Origin of the sequence: Comamonas koreensis, from assembly GCF_021026195.1 — a bacterium.
GTDB lineage: Bacteria > Pseudomonadota > Gammaproteobacteria > Burkholderiales > Burkholderiaceae_C > Comamonas > Comamonas koreensis.
This window is the reverse complement of the sequence record NZ_JAJNCT010000009.1, coordinates 316,772-330,922: the sequence shown is the minus strand read 5'-3', so window position 1 is coordinate 330,922 and position 14,151 is coordinate 316,772. Positions and strand designations below refer to the sequence as shown.

Sequence of the window (14,151 nt, the reverse complement as noted above, 5' to 3'; positions counted from 1 at the left end):
GGTGAGGAGGTTGGCGGGGTGCTTTAAAACGGGCACCTGCCAACGGCATTCGCCGCGTCGCCTGCTGCCAACCGGCAGTAAAGGGGGCGCAGCGGATGTCGATACGTTCAATGATCGCTATGCGAAATCTCGCACCAGCCAACCACCAAAGCGCGCCTGCTTATCACGCTGGGCGACTTATCGACTGCTGAGGAAATATGTTCGTAGGTATTGATTTAGGCACCACCCATAGCCTGGTGGCGGTGTGGCAAGACGGCAAAGCCAGGCTGGTGCCCAATGCCCTGGGGCAGGTGTTGACGCCTTCGGTGGTGAGTGTGGACAAGGACGGCAGCCTGCTGGTGGGGGAACCCGCACGCGAGCGCTTGCAAAGCCATCCGCAGCAAAGCGCTGCGGTGTTCAAGCGCGACATGGGAACGGCACGGGTGTTTCGCCTGGGGGCGCATGCGATGCGCGCTGAAGAGCTGTCGGCCTTGGTGCTGCGCTCGCTCAAGGCCGATGCAGAGGCGGAGCTGGGAGCGGTCATTACCGATGTGGTGATCACGGTGCCGGCCTATTTCTCGGATGTGCAGCGCCATGCCACCCGGTCGGCGGGGTTGTTGGCGGGCTTTACCGATATCACCTTGCTGAACGAGCCGACAGCGGCTGCTCTGGCCTATGGCTTGCACCAGAGCGAAGGGCGGTTTTTGGTGTTTGACCTGGGCGGCGGCACCTTTGATGTATCGGTGCTGGAGCTGTTTGACGGCGTGATGGAAGTGCGCGCCACCGCAGGCGACAACCGCCTGGGGGGTGAGGATGTGGATGTGCTGATGGTGCGGCGCTTTGTGCAGCACCTGGGCCTGACGGAAGAGCAGGCGCAGCAGCCGATGACCGCTGCGCGGCTGCAGCGCGCGGCCGAGGCGACCAAGCGCAGCCTGGCCGTGCAGGAAGAGGCCCTGATGCGCATCGAGCTGGACGGCAAGCCGCTGGCAATGACCTGGACAGCGCAGGATCTGGAGGCCGTGCTGGAGCCCCTGATGGAGCGCATGCGCCAGCCGGTAGAGCGCGCACTGCGCGATTCAAGAATCCGCCCGCAGGAGCTGGATGCCGTGGTGATGGCTGGTGGCAGCACGCGCCTGGTAGCCGTGCGGCAATTGGTGACCCGTCTGTTTGGGCGCTTTCCGCAAACCGCTCTGGACCCGGACCAGGCCGTGGCGCTGGGCGCAGCGGTGCAAGCAGCACTGCGGGGGCGGGATGCAGCATTGGCCGAGCGGGTGATGACCGATGTGTGCCCTTATACGCTGGGTGTGAAGGTTACTAAATACCTAGCCGATGGAAGAACCCAGGACGGTTTTATGGCACCTGTGCTGGAGCGAAACACCATCATCCCCGCGAGCCGGGTCGAGCGGTTTTTTCCTAACTCCGCAGAGCAGCGGCAATTGAATATTGACATCTTCCAGGGCGAGGCACGCCGCGTGCAAGACAACATCGGCTTGGGCTCCTTGATATTGCCCTTGCCAGCCCGCAGCGATGGTGACGGCTTGTCGACCGATGTGCGCTTTACGCTAGATGCCAATGGCTTGCTGGAGGTGGAGGCCGTGTTGTTGCGACATGGCCAACCCCAAGGGGTGGCCAGGCAGTTGGTGATTGAGGCTTCGGCAGAGCGCCTGTCGCCCAAAGAGCTGGCAAAGAGCCTGGAGCGTATGAAGGCGCTCAAGCTCCATCCCCGTGATCGGCTGGAGGTGCGCGCATTGATAGCGAGGGCCGAGCGCCACCACGCGCAGCTGTTGGGACACTGGCGTACAGCGCTGGCAGACGCAATCATGGAGTTTGAGGTAGCGCTGGAGACGCAGGACGATCGCCAGTTTGCCCAGCCGCGGCAGCAGCTGCAAGCGATGCTGGCGCGCATTGAATCAGAACAGTACTTGCCTGATACGGACTGACAATGAATCTGCAGGAAGTATTTGCGCAACTGGGGTTGCCGGTAGATGCCGATGAGCGGGCGGTGCGCCGCGCTTATGCGCGTTTGCTCAAGGATATTGACCAACTCGCGCAGCCGCAAGAATTTATCGCATTGCGCAGTGCTTACGAGCAGGCCATGGCATATGCGCGTGGCGAGCCTCAGTTTGATGTGTGCTTTAAGCACATTGAGGCTCAGCCGTCGCCACCAGAGCCATTGCAGATGATGGATCAGCCGGAAATCGCGCAATCCGACGAAGAGCCAGAAGCCAGACCGGACTTCAGTGCTGACACTGACCCCTCCCCACATGCAGAATACGAGCCGAAACCGGAACCGGAACCGGAACCGGAACCGGAACCGGAACCGGAGGCTAAGGCTGAGCGGCTGGTCACGAATCCCATGGCCGTTGCTGAGCAGCTGCTGGATGCTTGGAATTGGCAGTTTGCAGCAGCGGACATGGAGGCGGCAAAGGAAGAGCTGCAACGTTTGCTGGCAAGCCCGGAGCTGGAAAGCATTGAAAACCGGGAAGCGTTTGTGATGACGCTGGCGCAGCGCATTGCGGGTAAGACGCTTGGCGTGCGTCGCAGTGCCCTATTGGTAGCTGCAGATAGCCTCTTTGCCTGGCAGCGAAACGGCATCAATAACGAAGTGCTGGAATACATCTTGGATGCATTCCAAACCCTTAAGACGAAGCAGCGCCAGGTTGCGATTGCCTTGTTGGGTGAGCCTGACCCCAAGGTGGCGCAAGCTCTTCGGCTGACGCCTGAGAACCTTGAACTATTTGAGGAGCAGTGGCGCCATTTGTTGAACTGGTGGCTGCCTGAAGGTCAGCTGCAGAACTGGATGTCGCAATGGGCGCAATTGCCAATGCACACACGCGCTGCTGATGGCATCCACCAGTTAGCGAAGCAGTGGAAGCCCAGAGCGAAGGCATATTTGACGCACTTCGGCTTGATCGCAGTGATCTTGGTGGCAGCGCTTCTCTTCTTCAATTGGTTTGCGGGTCGCACCCACGGATCACAACAAGCAAAATCTGACATGGAGTGTGCACAAACCTTGGCAGGTGGCCGCGCAAACTCTTGGCAAGCAGTGCCAGCAAATGATCTCTGGAAATACTCTTCCTGTATCACGAACCCTCGCGTTGCCACCAAGGTAGATAAACGAGGCTTGGAGCAGGCCAAGCGCATTGCGCGTGTGCTGACCGGAGTTGGTCATCAGTTGGGCGGCGGATCATTCAGCTCAAGGCTGTCCCATCTGTATTTGAATATGCCCGATGGACGTGCCTTTGGCTTTGTGCGCCCAGAGTCGCCCGTGCGCTACTGCGCCGAGCTGCGCAGTTTTGCACTGCGTAACCAGTGGCTGCAGGTTGGTGATGTGCCATCGGCGAAGGCATTTGTGCAAGAACTGGCTTGGTGCACGACTCAGAAATCTCCACGCGATAGAGATGCCACACAAGGTCTGATGGCGAAGGATAAATTGGCTATCAATGACCTTGAGCGTGATTACTCGACCGTCTTCTGGAACCTGCTGAGCCATGTAGATGCCTGGCCGGATGCAAAGAAGCCTTTGTTGTCATTGCAGCAATTAGTGAACGAAGCCAAGCTTCCGGATTACGACTGGCGGCTGCCGCCTGAGTCGGGTGCAGATGCTTTGGAGTGCGCCCATGATTCGTCCCTTATTCCCTGCCAAAGACCCGATTCATCCTTGTCGACTTTGCAGGAGCGTGCAGAGGAAAGAAGACGCCAAGGCAACGCTCAGTTGAACGAGTTGGACACACACCAGCTCAAGCTGCCATGAAAAGCAAAGGAGATGCCGATACGAGTGATCTGCACCGCAGGGTATGTGGTTACTTGCTCAATGATCCCCCATGGGGTGAGGATGGCTGCAGCCCGAGCTGGAGCCTATGCCCATGTTGTGGAACTGAGTTTGGCTACGAAGATGCTACCCCTGCCGGCGTTAAACGCAGGCGGATCCATTGGATCTCTGGTGGTGCCAAATGGTTTGAACCGCGCTTGATGCCCGTTAGCTGGAGCTTCGACATCCAACGGATGGGCATTCCTGAAAGATTCAGGTGAAGAATTCAAAAGGGAACTGGCAATGAAATTTCCTAGTGAGCTGGAATTTATGGAGTGCTTTTGCGCTGAACCCGTTGAGTTGGATGGCTCTATGGGCTTCTGCCGTTTCGTAAAGGCTTCGCCCGATGGATGCGTCGAAATGGACTTTTCCTTTAGCGCTATTTCCCATTCATTTCACGTGCGCCTGAAGTCAGCCGGCCTAGAAGTTGCCTGCGTCTCTTCAGAGAATGTCAGCCAGATAGAAATCGGGCGGACCCAACGAGGTCAGGGAATACACGTTCTATTTGACTTACAGGGCTGCAAGTCAGAAGCGGAGCTGACCGTAGAGCCAACGCTGCACTTGTCCTGGTGGAGCATTCAGATCTAATTCAGCATTGCTTTTAGGCCATGAAGCGCCCGGGAAGCCATGTCGGGAGGTGGCTAATCATGCGGGGCGGCGGAGGTCCCAGCATTGGGACGTTAAGTCCAATAAGCCTCCACCTCGCTTCAATCCCTACACACCCGCAACACCGCCTCCCCATAAGCCTCCAGCTTCTTCACCCCAATCCCGCTCACGCCCTGCAGCTCGTCCAGGCTCTGCGGGTTGCGCTGGGCGATGGCGGCCAAGGTCGCGTCGGCGAAGACCACGTAGGCGGGCACGTTGTGTTCCTTGGCCACTTCGGTGCGCCAGGCCTTGAGGTTGATGAAGCGGACCTGCTCGTCGGGGCCCAGGTTTTGGGCGGCGACGGCGGGCTTGGTGCTGCGCTGGCGTTTGCTGGGGCTGCGCTCGGCGGTGCTTTCGCGCAGCTCCACGGTTTGTTCGCCGCGCAGCACGGCGCGTGAGCCGTCGCACAGGGTAAGGGTCTCGAAGCTGTAGCCGGCCTCGGTCTGCACCTTGTGGGTGGCCAGTGCGCCAATGGCCAGCAGCTGGCGCAGCACGCCGCGCAGCTGGGGCTCGGTGTAGTCCTGGCACAGGCCAAAGGTGCTCAGCTGCTGGTGGCCAAACTGGCGCACCTTGTCGGTTTCCTTGCCGCGCACGATGTCGAGGATATGGCTGGCGCCAAAGGTGATCTGGCTGGCCGAATGGGCACGGTAGATGGTGGACAGCAGCTTGCGCGCGGCATCGGTGCCGTCCCAGGTCTTGGGCGGGCTCAGGCAGTTGTCGCAGTTGCCGCAGCGGTAGCGCGGCGCCTTCTCGGCAGATGCGGCGGAGGCCTCGGGGTGGGCCGAGTCGTAGTCGCCGCCCTGGCCGTAGACCTCGTCAAAATAGGCCAGCAGGCGCACGCGCCGGCAGTCGGTGGCCTCGGCCAGGCCCAGCAGCGCATCGAGCTTGCCGCGCATCACCTGTTTGAAAGCGTCGCCCGCCGGGCTCTCGTCGATCATGCTGCGCTGGCTGACCACGTCGCGGTAGCCATAGGCCATCCAGGCATCGGCAGGCAGGCCGTCGCGCCCGCCCCGGCCGGTTTCCTGGTAGTAGCTCTCGATGTTCTTGGGCATGTCCACATGGGCGACAAAGCGCACATCGGGCTTGTTGATGCCCATGCCGAACGCGATGGTGGCGACCATCACAATGCCTTCTTCGCGCAGAAAGCGGCTTTGGTTTTGCTGGCGCAGCTCGGCGCCCAGGCCGGCATGGTAGGGCAGGGCGTTGATGCCGGCATCGCACAACGATTGCGCGACCTCTTCCACCTTCTTGCGCGAGAGGCAATAGACGACCCCGGCGTCGCCATCGTGCTCGCGCTCGATAAAGCGCAGCAGCTGCGCGGTGGCGTCTTTTTTCTCGACGATGGTGTAGCGGATGTTGGCGCGGTCAAAGCTGCTGATGAAGACGCGCGCCGATTCGAGCTGCATGCGCTCAACGATGTCGGCGCGGGTCAGCGCATCGGCCGTGGCGGTAAGCGCGATGCGCGGCACGCCGGCATAGCGCTGGTGCAGCACGGTCAGCTCGCGGTACTCGGGCCGAAAGTCGTGCCCCCACTGGCTGACGCAATGGGCCTCGTCGATGGCGAACAAGGCCAGCTTGCCCATCGCATGCAACTCATCGAGCAGGCCCAGGAAACGCGGCGTGTTGAGCCGCTCGGGCGCCACATACAGCAAGGTGATGCCGCCCGACAGCAGCTGCAGCTCCACATCGCGGGTCTGGTCGTAGTCGAGGGTGGAGTTGAGGAAGGCGGCATCCACACCGATCTCGTGCATGGCGCTGACCTGGTCGTGCATCAGCGCGATGAGGGGCGAGATGACGATGGTGGTGCCGTGGCCCTGCTGCTGGCGCACGATGGCCGGGATCTGGTAGCACAGGCTTTTGCCGCCGCCGGTGGGCATCAGCACCAGCGCATCGTCGCCGCCGATCACATGGTCAACAATGGCCTGCTGCGAGCCGCGAAAATGCGCATAGCCAAAGGCATCCTGCAAAACGGTGTGGGCGAGGGAAGTCACAAATTGCTAGAGAAGGCAGCTGTGCCAGCCCCCTGAAAGGGCCGCGCAAGCGGGGTATCGTCAACAGGCCGGAGGGGCCGCCTGGGTGGCGCCGCCCAGATGGTGGCCGGGGCAGGCGCAAAGCGCTATTGTGCGCGTTTTGGGGCGCTGCAACGGCTGGGCGGGGTTTGTGCGGCGGTAACGGGCTGTTTTGTGGTGCGGATGCACGCTGGCTGCCCCGGCGCGATACAACCTGCGCCGGTATGGCAAATAACGCCTGGCCGCCACGCGCCGGTGGGCGCCGCCCTACAATGGCCGCCATGTCACTGCCCCGCTACACCCGAGCCCAAGAACTGCCCGCTACCCTGGCCAAGCGCCTCGTCATCCTCGACGGCGCGATGGGCACCATGATCCAACGCTTCAAGCTGGGCGAGGCCCAGTACCGGGGTGAAGGTTATAGCGGCCCGGGCAGCGTGGGTGAGCGCTTCAAGGACTTTGCCTACGACGTCAAGGGCAACAACGAGCTGCTGTCGCTCACCCGCCCGGATGTGATCCGCGACATCCACGAGAAATACCTGGCCGCTGGCGCCGATCTGATCGAGACCAATACCTTTGGTGCGACCACGATTGCCCAGGAGGACTACCACATGGCCGATCTGGCCTATGAGATGAACCTCAAGAGCGCCCAGCTGGCGCGTGCGGCCTGCGACAAGTACAGCACGCCCGAGCACAAGCGCTATGTGGCCGGCGCATTGGGTCCCACGCCCAAGACCGCCTCCATCAGCCCCGATGTGAACGACCCGGGCGCGCGCAATGTGACTTTTGAGGCGCTGCGCCAGGCCTACCTGGAGCAGACCTTGGCCTTGATCGAAGGCGGCGCCGATGTGATCCTGGTCGAGACGATTTTTGACACGCTGAACGCCAAGGCGGCGCTGTTTGCGGTGGATGAGGCCTTTGAGCAGACCGGCGAAGTGCTGCCGATCATGATCAGCGGCACCGTCACCGATGCCTCGGGCCGCATTCTGTCGGGCCAGACGGTGACGGCCTTCTGGCACAGCGTGCGCCATGCCAACCCGCTGTCGATCGGGCTGAACTGCGCGCTGGGTGCGACCCTGATGCGCCCCTATGTGCAGGAGCTGGCCAAGGCCGCGCCGGATACCTTCATCAGCTGCTACCCCAATGCCGGCCTGCCCAACCCGATGAGCGATACCGGCTTTGACGAGACGCCCGACATCACCAGCCGCCTGGTGCATGAGTTTGCCGACGAAGGCCTGGTCAACATCGTGGGCGGCTGCTGCGGCACCACGCCCGACCACATTGGCGCGATTGCCCAGGCAGTGCAGGGCGCGACGGCGCGCAAGCTGTTCTACCCCGCAGCGGCTTAAGGCAGCTTGCTGTTCTCGGCCCGTTCTGGCCTCTTTAGAACGGGTACTGGCGCTCGGTGGTTTGCATGGTGATCCAGCGGGTGTCGGTGAAGGCATCGATACCCTGGCGTCCGCCAAAATGGCCATAGCCTGAATCCTTGACGCCGCCAAACGGCATCTGTGCCTCGTCGTGCACGGTGGGGCCGTTGATGTGGCAGATGCCGGCTTCAATGCGGGCCGCCACGCGCCAGCCGCGTGCGGTGTCGCGGGTGAACACAGCCGATGACAGGCCGAACGCGTTGTCGTTGGCGCAGGCAATGGCCTCGTCTTCGCCGTTCACGCGCACGATGCCCTTGACGGGACCAAAGCTCTCTTCGTGGTAGATGCGCATGGCTGGCGTCACGCCGTCCAGCAAGGTGGCAGGCATCAGCGTGCTATCCGCCTTGCCGCCGCAGACGATGGTGGCGCCTTGTGCCACGGCATCGTCGATCAGGGCGTTGCAGTGCTCCACAGTAGCCATGCCCACCACCGAACCGAGCACCACCGGCCCCTGGCGGGGATCACCCAAAGGCAGCGCCGCAGCCCTGGCCGCCAGCTTGCCGATGAAGGCGTCGGCCACGCGCTGGTCGACGACCAAACGCTCTGTCGACATGCAGATTTGCCCCGAGTTGGCAAAGGCGCTGAAGCTGGCGGCGCGTGCCGCTGCTTCCAGGTCGGCATCGTCCAGCACGATGAAGGGCGCCTTGCCACCCAGCTCCAGCAGCGCGGGCTTGAGGTGGCGGGCGCAGGTCTGCGCGATGATGCGGCCCACGCGCGTTGAGCCGGTGAAGCTGACGCGGCGCACCGCCGGATGGGCAACGATGGCTTCGACGAGGGCGGCGGCATCCTCTGGCGCATTGGTCACAAAGTTCACCACACCGGGCGGCAAGCCGGCATCCTGCAGCGCCTCAATAACCAGACCGTGCGTGGCCGGACACCACTCCGAGCCTTTGAGGATGACGGTGTTGCCGCAGGCCAGTGCCGTGGAGATGGCGCGCACGGCCAGGATCACCGGCGCATTCCAGGGCGCGATACCGAGCACCACCCCAGCGGGTTGGCGCACCGCCATGGCCAGGCTGCCGGGCACATCGGAGGGGATGACTTCGCCGTTGATCTGCGTGGTCAGGGATGCGGCCTCCAGCAGCATGTTGCTGGCCAGATGGACGTTGAAGCCAGCCCAGTGGCCGGAAGCCCCGGTCTCGGATGCCATGGCTGCAGCAATGGCCTCGCCCTTGGCGTGTAGGGTTTCAGCGGCTTTCATCAACAGCGCGCGCCGCGCGCCGGGGCCCAACTGTGACCAGGCCGGGAAAGCCGCTGCTGCGGCCTCGCAGGCTCTTATGGCATCGGCCACGGTAGCAGCGGGGGCGCGGGAGGCGACCGTGCCATCGAGCGGATTCTTGCGCTCCACCATCGCTGCATTGCCCGCGTCGCAGGCCTGGCCGCCAATCAGCATTTTTTGTTCAATCATTGCAGTGTCTCCTTCTCGGTACGATTAATCTACTTTCAGGCCAACATCCTCAATCAGGCTGGCAAACCTTGCCTGCTCACGCGCATGGTGGCTGATGAATGCCTGCCGATCCATGCGGGTGGGGGTGACGCCAAGATTGCGGATGCTATTGGTCACACTCTGTTGCTCCAACGCGCTGGCAATGCTGGTGCTGATGGCTTCAATGACGGGCGCGGGCGTGCCCGCTGGCGCATAGAGGCCGAAAAGCGAGTCTGCGTCAAAGCCGGGTAGTCCGCTTTCGGCCAGGGTGGGAATATCGGGATAGAGCGATGAGCGCTGCAGACTACCGATGGCCAGCATTCTGAGATTTTCCGCTTCCACTTGCTTGAGGCCGATGCCTGGGTCGAACCAGAACTGCAGGTGACCACCCAGAAGATCTTGCAAAGCGGGGGCTGCCCCTCGGTAGGGCACATGAAGAGCGTCCACTTTGGCTGCGCGCTTGAACATCTCTCCGGCCAGATGTGGGGAGCTGCCCGGGCCTGGTGAGCCGTAGGATAGCGCACCCGGTCGCGCCTGCAGGTAGGCGATGAATTCAGCGACGTTGGTAGCCGGCACGCTGGGGCTGACGGTCAAGAACAGATGCACGCGCGCGAGGGCGGCGATAGGCGCCAGATCTGTTTGTGGGTTGAAGGGCTGCGAGCGGTAGATCAGCGGGTTGATGCTGATCGATGCGCCTGAGGTCAGCAGCAGCGTGTGCCCATCCTGCGGGGCGCGTACCGCCTCGGCAATCCCGATGTTGCCATTGGCCCCGGGGCGGTTGTCCACCGTGACCGGTTGGCCCAGCGTCTGAGACAAGTGGGGCGTGATGACGCGTGCAATGGAATCGGCTATGCCCCCGACTGGAAAGCTGACGATCAGGCGGATGGGGCGTTCGGGCCAGGTGTTCTGCGCATGTGCCTGATGCAACGGGTACATCATGAGGGCCGACAGCAAGCCCAGAAGGTAGCGCTTGCTGCGAATGGGATGGGGTGGTTTGTGCATCACGGTTCACTCCTTGAGGGGTAAGGGATCTGCCTTGGGGAAACGGGACATGTGCTGGCTACGGTCAGGAGGCTTGTCAGCAGCCTGGGCACCATGGCCCCGCCCGGCTGTTTTGACGGGGCTGGCACCGCTAGGCCACTTCAACCTCGACGAGGATAGGGCGCGGATGTTGCAGTGCCGCCTGCAGCACCTCAGGCAGCTGTGTGGCATCGGTAACATGCACGCCTTCGCAACCATGGCCCATTGCCAGGTGCACAAAGTTGATATCGGGCAGGTCGGTGCCTTCGACCTTGTCGCCATCTCGGTAGCCGAATACCTTGGCGAAATCCTGCAAAGCGGCATAGCGGCGGTTCTTCAGAATCACGAAGGTGATGGGCAGGCGCAGATTGGCGGCGCTCCAGAGTGCCTGTATGGCGTACATGGCTGAGCCATCGCCGATGACGGCGATCACCTTGCTTTGCGGGTTGGCCAACGCAATGCCCACCGCTGCGGGCAGGCTGTGGCCCAGGCCACCACTGCACATGGTGAAGAAGCCTGCACTGTGGAAGATGGGCAGGTAGCTTTGGATGACGGGGCGCGAGCTGGGCGCCTCCTCCACGATGATGCTGTGCGGATCGCGCAGCCTGGCCAAGGTGTGCATGGCGTAGGCGACTGACATGCGCTCCCCGTCGGCGGAGGCCGCAGGTACTGGAGGCGCCGGCCTGCATGGAGGGGCTGGCCGCGAGACCTTCTGCGGGCGCGTCAGCAGCTCTTCGATCCCCTGGCGGATATTGCCGACCGCTGCCATTCCCACGGGTGTCCATGCCGCAATGGCCGGGTCTTCGATCAGCTGGTACAGCTTGGCGCCCGGTGGAATGAAGGGCCCCTGGCCTTCAACATGGTAGACAAAGGCAGGAGCGCCTACCGTAAAAATCATGTCGTGGTTGCCGAGCATCTCCACAATGCGTTCACGCATGGCAGGCAGGAAGCCGGCAAACAGCGGATGGTCTTCTGGAAAGCTGCATCTGCCGCTCATGGGCGCGGCGAACACCCGTGCCTGGTGACGCTCGGCCAGCGCGACAACGGCATCCCACGCGCCCCCCCTGTCGATGGCGGGGCCGACCACCAACACAGGCCGCTGTGCGTCGTCCAGTGCGTCTCCGATCATCGCCAGCGTGCGTGCATCCGGCCGGGTCTCAAAGCCGATATGGCGTATCGCCACCCGCTGAGAGGGCTGGTCCCAGTCATCGGCCGGAATCGAGACAAACACGGGGCCGCGCGGCTCCTGCATGGCGATGTAGTAGGCACGCGCCAGTGCTTGGGGTACGTCTGCGGCGCGGGCTGGCTCGCAGCTCCATTTGACGTAGGGCTTGGGTAATTCAGTGGCCTGGTTGGCGTGCAGGAATGGATCGAGCTGAAGCAGTGAGCGCGCCTGCTGCCCGGCGGTGATCACCATGGGGGTGCGGTTTTTGTAGGCCGTGAAGATATTGGCCATGGCATGGCCGACACCGGCGGCGGAATGGAGATTCACAAAGCTGGCGCTGCGTGAAGCCTGTGCATAGCCGTCCGCCATACCGACGACCACCGCCTCCTGCAGGCCCAGTACATAGGAAAAGTCCTGGGGGTAGTTGCGGAACAGGGGAAGCTCGGTGGAGCCTGGGTTGCCGAAGATGCGCGTCATGCCCAGCTGGCGCAGCATGTCTATGACGGCGTGGCGGACGGTATAGACCCGTGGGATGGGGATGGCTTTTGATAGCATTTGAAGAATGTCTGCGGTTGGTTGATAGTTTTCATATTGCGTCCTGCCGCAGTCTTCTACCATTGAATAAAACATCTAAGAGATATTCGCCTCATGGATATATCGGACCTGGATCTCAACTTGCTCAAGGTGTTTGATGCGGTCTTTCGCCACCGCAGCGTCAGCCGTGCCGCTGACGAGCTGGGCCTGTCCCAGCCCGCCGCCAGCCAGGCCCTGACACGGCTGCGCGTGCTATTGCACAACCCGCTGTTTGAGCGCATGCATGGCGGCGTCAGGCCAACCCCGTGCGCCGAGCGGCTGGCGCAGTCGGTGCAGGCCGCGCTGGCCACCCTGGAAGTGGCGCTGGCAGAGGCCCAGGATTTCGACCCACAGACTGGTGATAGGCGTTTTCGCATCCACCTCAGCGATATTGGCGAGGCGCGCTTGTTGCCTCTTTTGATACAAGCGCTGCGAGAGCGCGCGCCGCGCTTGCAGCTGGAGACCCTGCCTATGCCCATGCACGATATCGCTGACGCGCTGGACCGGGGATTGCTGGATCTGGCCATCGGCTTTCTGGCAGGTGTGACGCGCACCCAGCAGCTGGTGTTGCGCTCTGACCATTACCAGGTATTGCTGCGGCAGGGGCACCCCATGCTCAAAGTTGCCTCGGCCCCGACATGGGAGCTGGCGCAGTTGCGCAAACTGGAGTTTGTGGCCGTGCGTTCGCATTCCGAGACCCTGCGCATCTTGCAGGTGATGGATTTGCAATCGCAGATACGCCTGACCGCTGCACACTTCATGGCCGTGCCCTCCGTTGTCGCCCAGACGGATTTGGCTGTCATCATGCCTGCAGAGATCGCTGCAACCTTTGTCCGCCAGGGCGGCTATGTGGCAGTGGAAGCAGATCTACCCGACAAGGATTTCGACATCTGTTTGCACTGGAGCTGGCGCTTCAGCCAGGAGCCCGCCAACCAGTGGTTACGGGCTCTGGTGCAGGAGTTGTTTGCACAGCGCAAAGGTACTGATATCTCGCGCTGAGCTGCGCATACCTCAGGCAGATTGCGCTGCAATGCGGCCATCTGGCAGGATGACCGTCAGGACGCCAACGGCCGTCAGCAGATGCCCAAGAGCCTGGCTGCACAAGGCAGCTATCACAGCACCATGCCCGCATCGCTCATGCGGCGGGCATAGACGCTGAGCAGGACGCGCTCGGAATGGGTCAGGTAGTCATGCATCAGCTTGGCGGCCTGCTCCATGTCCCCGGCCTCGAAGCGCTCCAGGATGTTGGCATTCAGGTCGATGTAGGGCGCATGCATGAACTCGGCATCGCCCAGCATGCCAAACGCCAGGCGCAGCTCCACCAGCAGGTGCGAGAACAGGGTGTTGAGCCGCTCGCTGTCGGCCAGCGCCACAACGCCCTTGTGAAAGCGCATATTGCCGGTGCCCACCTCCACCCAGCGGCCGGCCTCGCGCAGCTGCTTTTGCGCGGCGACGGCTTCGCGCATCTCTTTGCGCGCCGGGTGCTGCGGAATGGCCTGCTGCAGCGCCTGGCACTCGATCATGCGGCGCACGCGGTAGATATCCATGATGGAGGCCATCGACGGGATCGCGACAAACACGCCCCGGTTGGGCAGATGGCGCAGCAGCCCTTCCTTGGTCAGCAGCCGGAACACCTCGCGCAAGGTGTTGCGCGAGATCTCCAGGCTCTCGCTCAGCGCTACCTCGGACAGGCGCGATCCGGGCTGGAATTCGCCACGCACGATGCGCTCGCGGATCTGCTCGGCCACACGGTCATTGAGCGAGAGGGTAGGCAGTGCAACATTCATGGCGATCGCAGGTAGTCAGAGATTGATACACATGATAGCCGTGGCCTGTAGCCCGGCCCAGCGCATTGCCCCCAGCCCCTGAATCTGTCAGTCTGGCGATTTTCTTCGCCACAAAGACGAGAATTTCGCCTACATCGCTATTTGAAAGCAGATGTGTACGGGTTTTCCCGGTGAGAAAGCTGATTTTGTTTGGCTAAACTTTTGTATTGTTCAACAACTTGTCATTTGCCATTGGTGAAACAGATAGGTTGTTGAACAAAAACTATGCGGTGCCCCGTACTTTGGGGGCCGTGCCTATAACAAACCTTGTAT

The 14,151-nt window shown here is 62.0% G+C and carries 10 protein-coding genes; 5 read left to right on the top strand and 5 right to left on the bottom strand.

Annotation, left to right across the window (positions count from 1 at the left end):
• Window positions 1-197 precede the first annotated feature (197 nt).
• From LPW39_RS09420 to LPW39_RS09410, 3 genes are all read left to right on the top strand, one after another.
• Window positions 198-1,919 (top strand): molecular chaperone HscC, encoded by a 1,722-nt coding sequence (locus tag LPW39_RS09420; RefSeq protein WP_230773930.1) that lies wholly within the window; start codon window positions 198-200, stop codon window positions 1,917-1,919.
• A 2-nt stretch (window positions 1,920-1,921) separates the two neighbouring features.
• Window positions 1,922-3,733, top strand: a complete 1,812-nt coding sequence (locus tag LPW39_RS09415) for a molecular chaperone DnaJ (protein ID WP_230773928.1) — start codon at window positions 1,922-1,924, stop codon at window positions 3,731-3,733.
• Between the two features lie 300 nt (window positions 3,734-4,033).
• Complete coding sequence (locus tag LPW39_RS09410) at window positions 4,034-4,378, top strand: hypothetical protein (RefSeq protein ID WP_230773927.1); 345 nt, start codon at window positions 4,034-4,036, stop codon at window positions 4,376-4,378.
• Between the two features lie 119 nt (window positions 4,379-4,497).
• Here the strand turns inward: LPW39_RS09410 and recQ are convergent, their stop codons facing one another.
• Entirely contained in the window at window positions 4,498-6,426 is a 1,929-nt protein-coding gene (gene recQ / locus LPW39_RS09405; protein ID WP_230773925.1) for a DNA helicase RecQ, read from the bottom strand.
• A gap of 299 nt (window positions 6,427-6,725) precedes the next feature.
• On the opposite strand from recQ, the gene LPW39_RS09400 reads away from it, so the two are divergent.
• On the top strand, window positions 6,726-7,790 hold the full coding sequence (locus tag LPW39_RS09400; protein WP_230773923.1) for a homocysteine S-methyltransferase family protein: 1,065 nt from the start codon (window positions 6,726-6,728) through the stop codon (window positions 7,788-7,790).
• 34 nt (window positions 7,791-7,824) lie between these two features.
• Here the strand turns inward: LPW39_RS09400 and LPW39_RS09395 are convergent, their stop codons facing one another.
• The 3 genes from LPW39_RS09395 to mdlC all read right to left on the bottom strand — a co-directional run bounded on the left by LPW39_RS09395 (window position 7,825) and on the right by mdlC (window position 12,034).
• Window positions 7,825-9,276, bottom strand: a complete 1,452-nt coding sequence (locus tag LPW39_RS09395) for an aldehyde dehydrogenase (RefSeq protein ID WP_230773915.1) — start codon at window positions 9,274-9,276, stop codon at window positions 7,825-7,827.
• A 24-nt stretch (window positions 9,277-9,300) separates the two neighbouring features.
• Entirely contained in the window at window positions 9,301-10,296 is a 996-nt protein-coding gene (locus LPW39_RS09390; protein WP_230773913.1) for a Bug family tripartite tricarboxylate transporter substrate binding protein, read from the bottom strand.
• Between the two features lie 130 nt (window positions 10,297-10,426).
• On the bottom strand, window positions 10,427-12,034 hold the full coding sequence (mdlC, locus tag LPW39_RS09385) for a benzoylformate decarboxylase (RefSeq protein ID WP_230773912.1): 1,608 nt from the start codon (window positions 12,032-12,034) through the stop codon (window positions 10,427-10,429).
• A gap of 93 nt (window positions 12,035-12,127) precedes the next feature.
• Between mdlC and LPW39_RS09380 the strand changes: the two genes are divergently transcribed.
• Window positions 12,128-13,051 (top strand): LysR family transcriptional regulator, encoded by a 924-nt coding sequence (locus LPW39_RS09380; protein ID WP_230773906.1) that lies wholly within the window; start codon window positions 12,128-12,130, stop codon window positions 13,049-13,051.
• A gap of 113 nt (window positions 13,052-13,164) precedes the next feature.
• Here the strand turns inward: LPW39_RS09380 and LPW39_RS09375 are convergent, their stop codons facing one another.
• Entirely contained in the window at window positions 13,165-13,839 is a 675-nt protein-coding gene (locus LPW39_RS09375; protein ID WP_230773904.1) for a GntR family transcriptional regulator, read from the bottom strand.
• Between the last annotated feature and the right edge of the window lie 312 nt (window positions 13,840-14,151).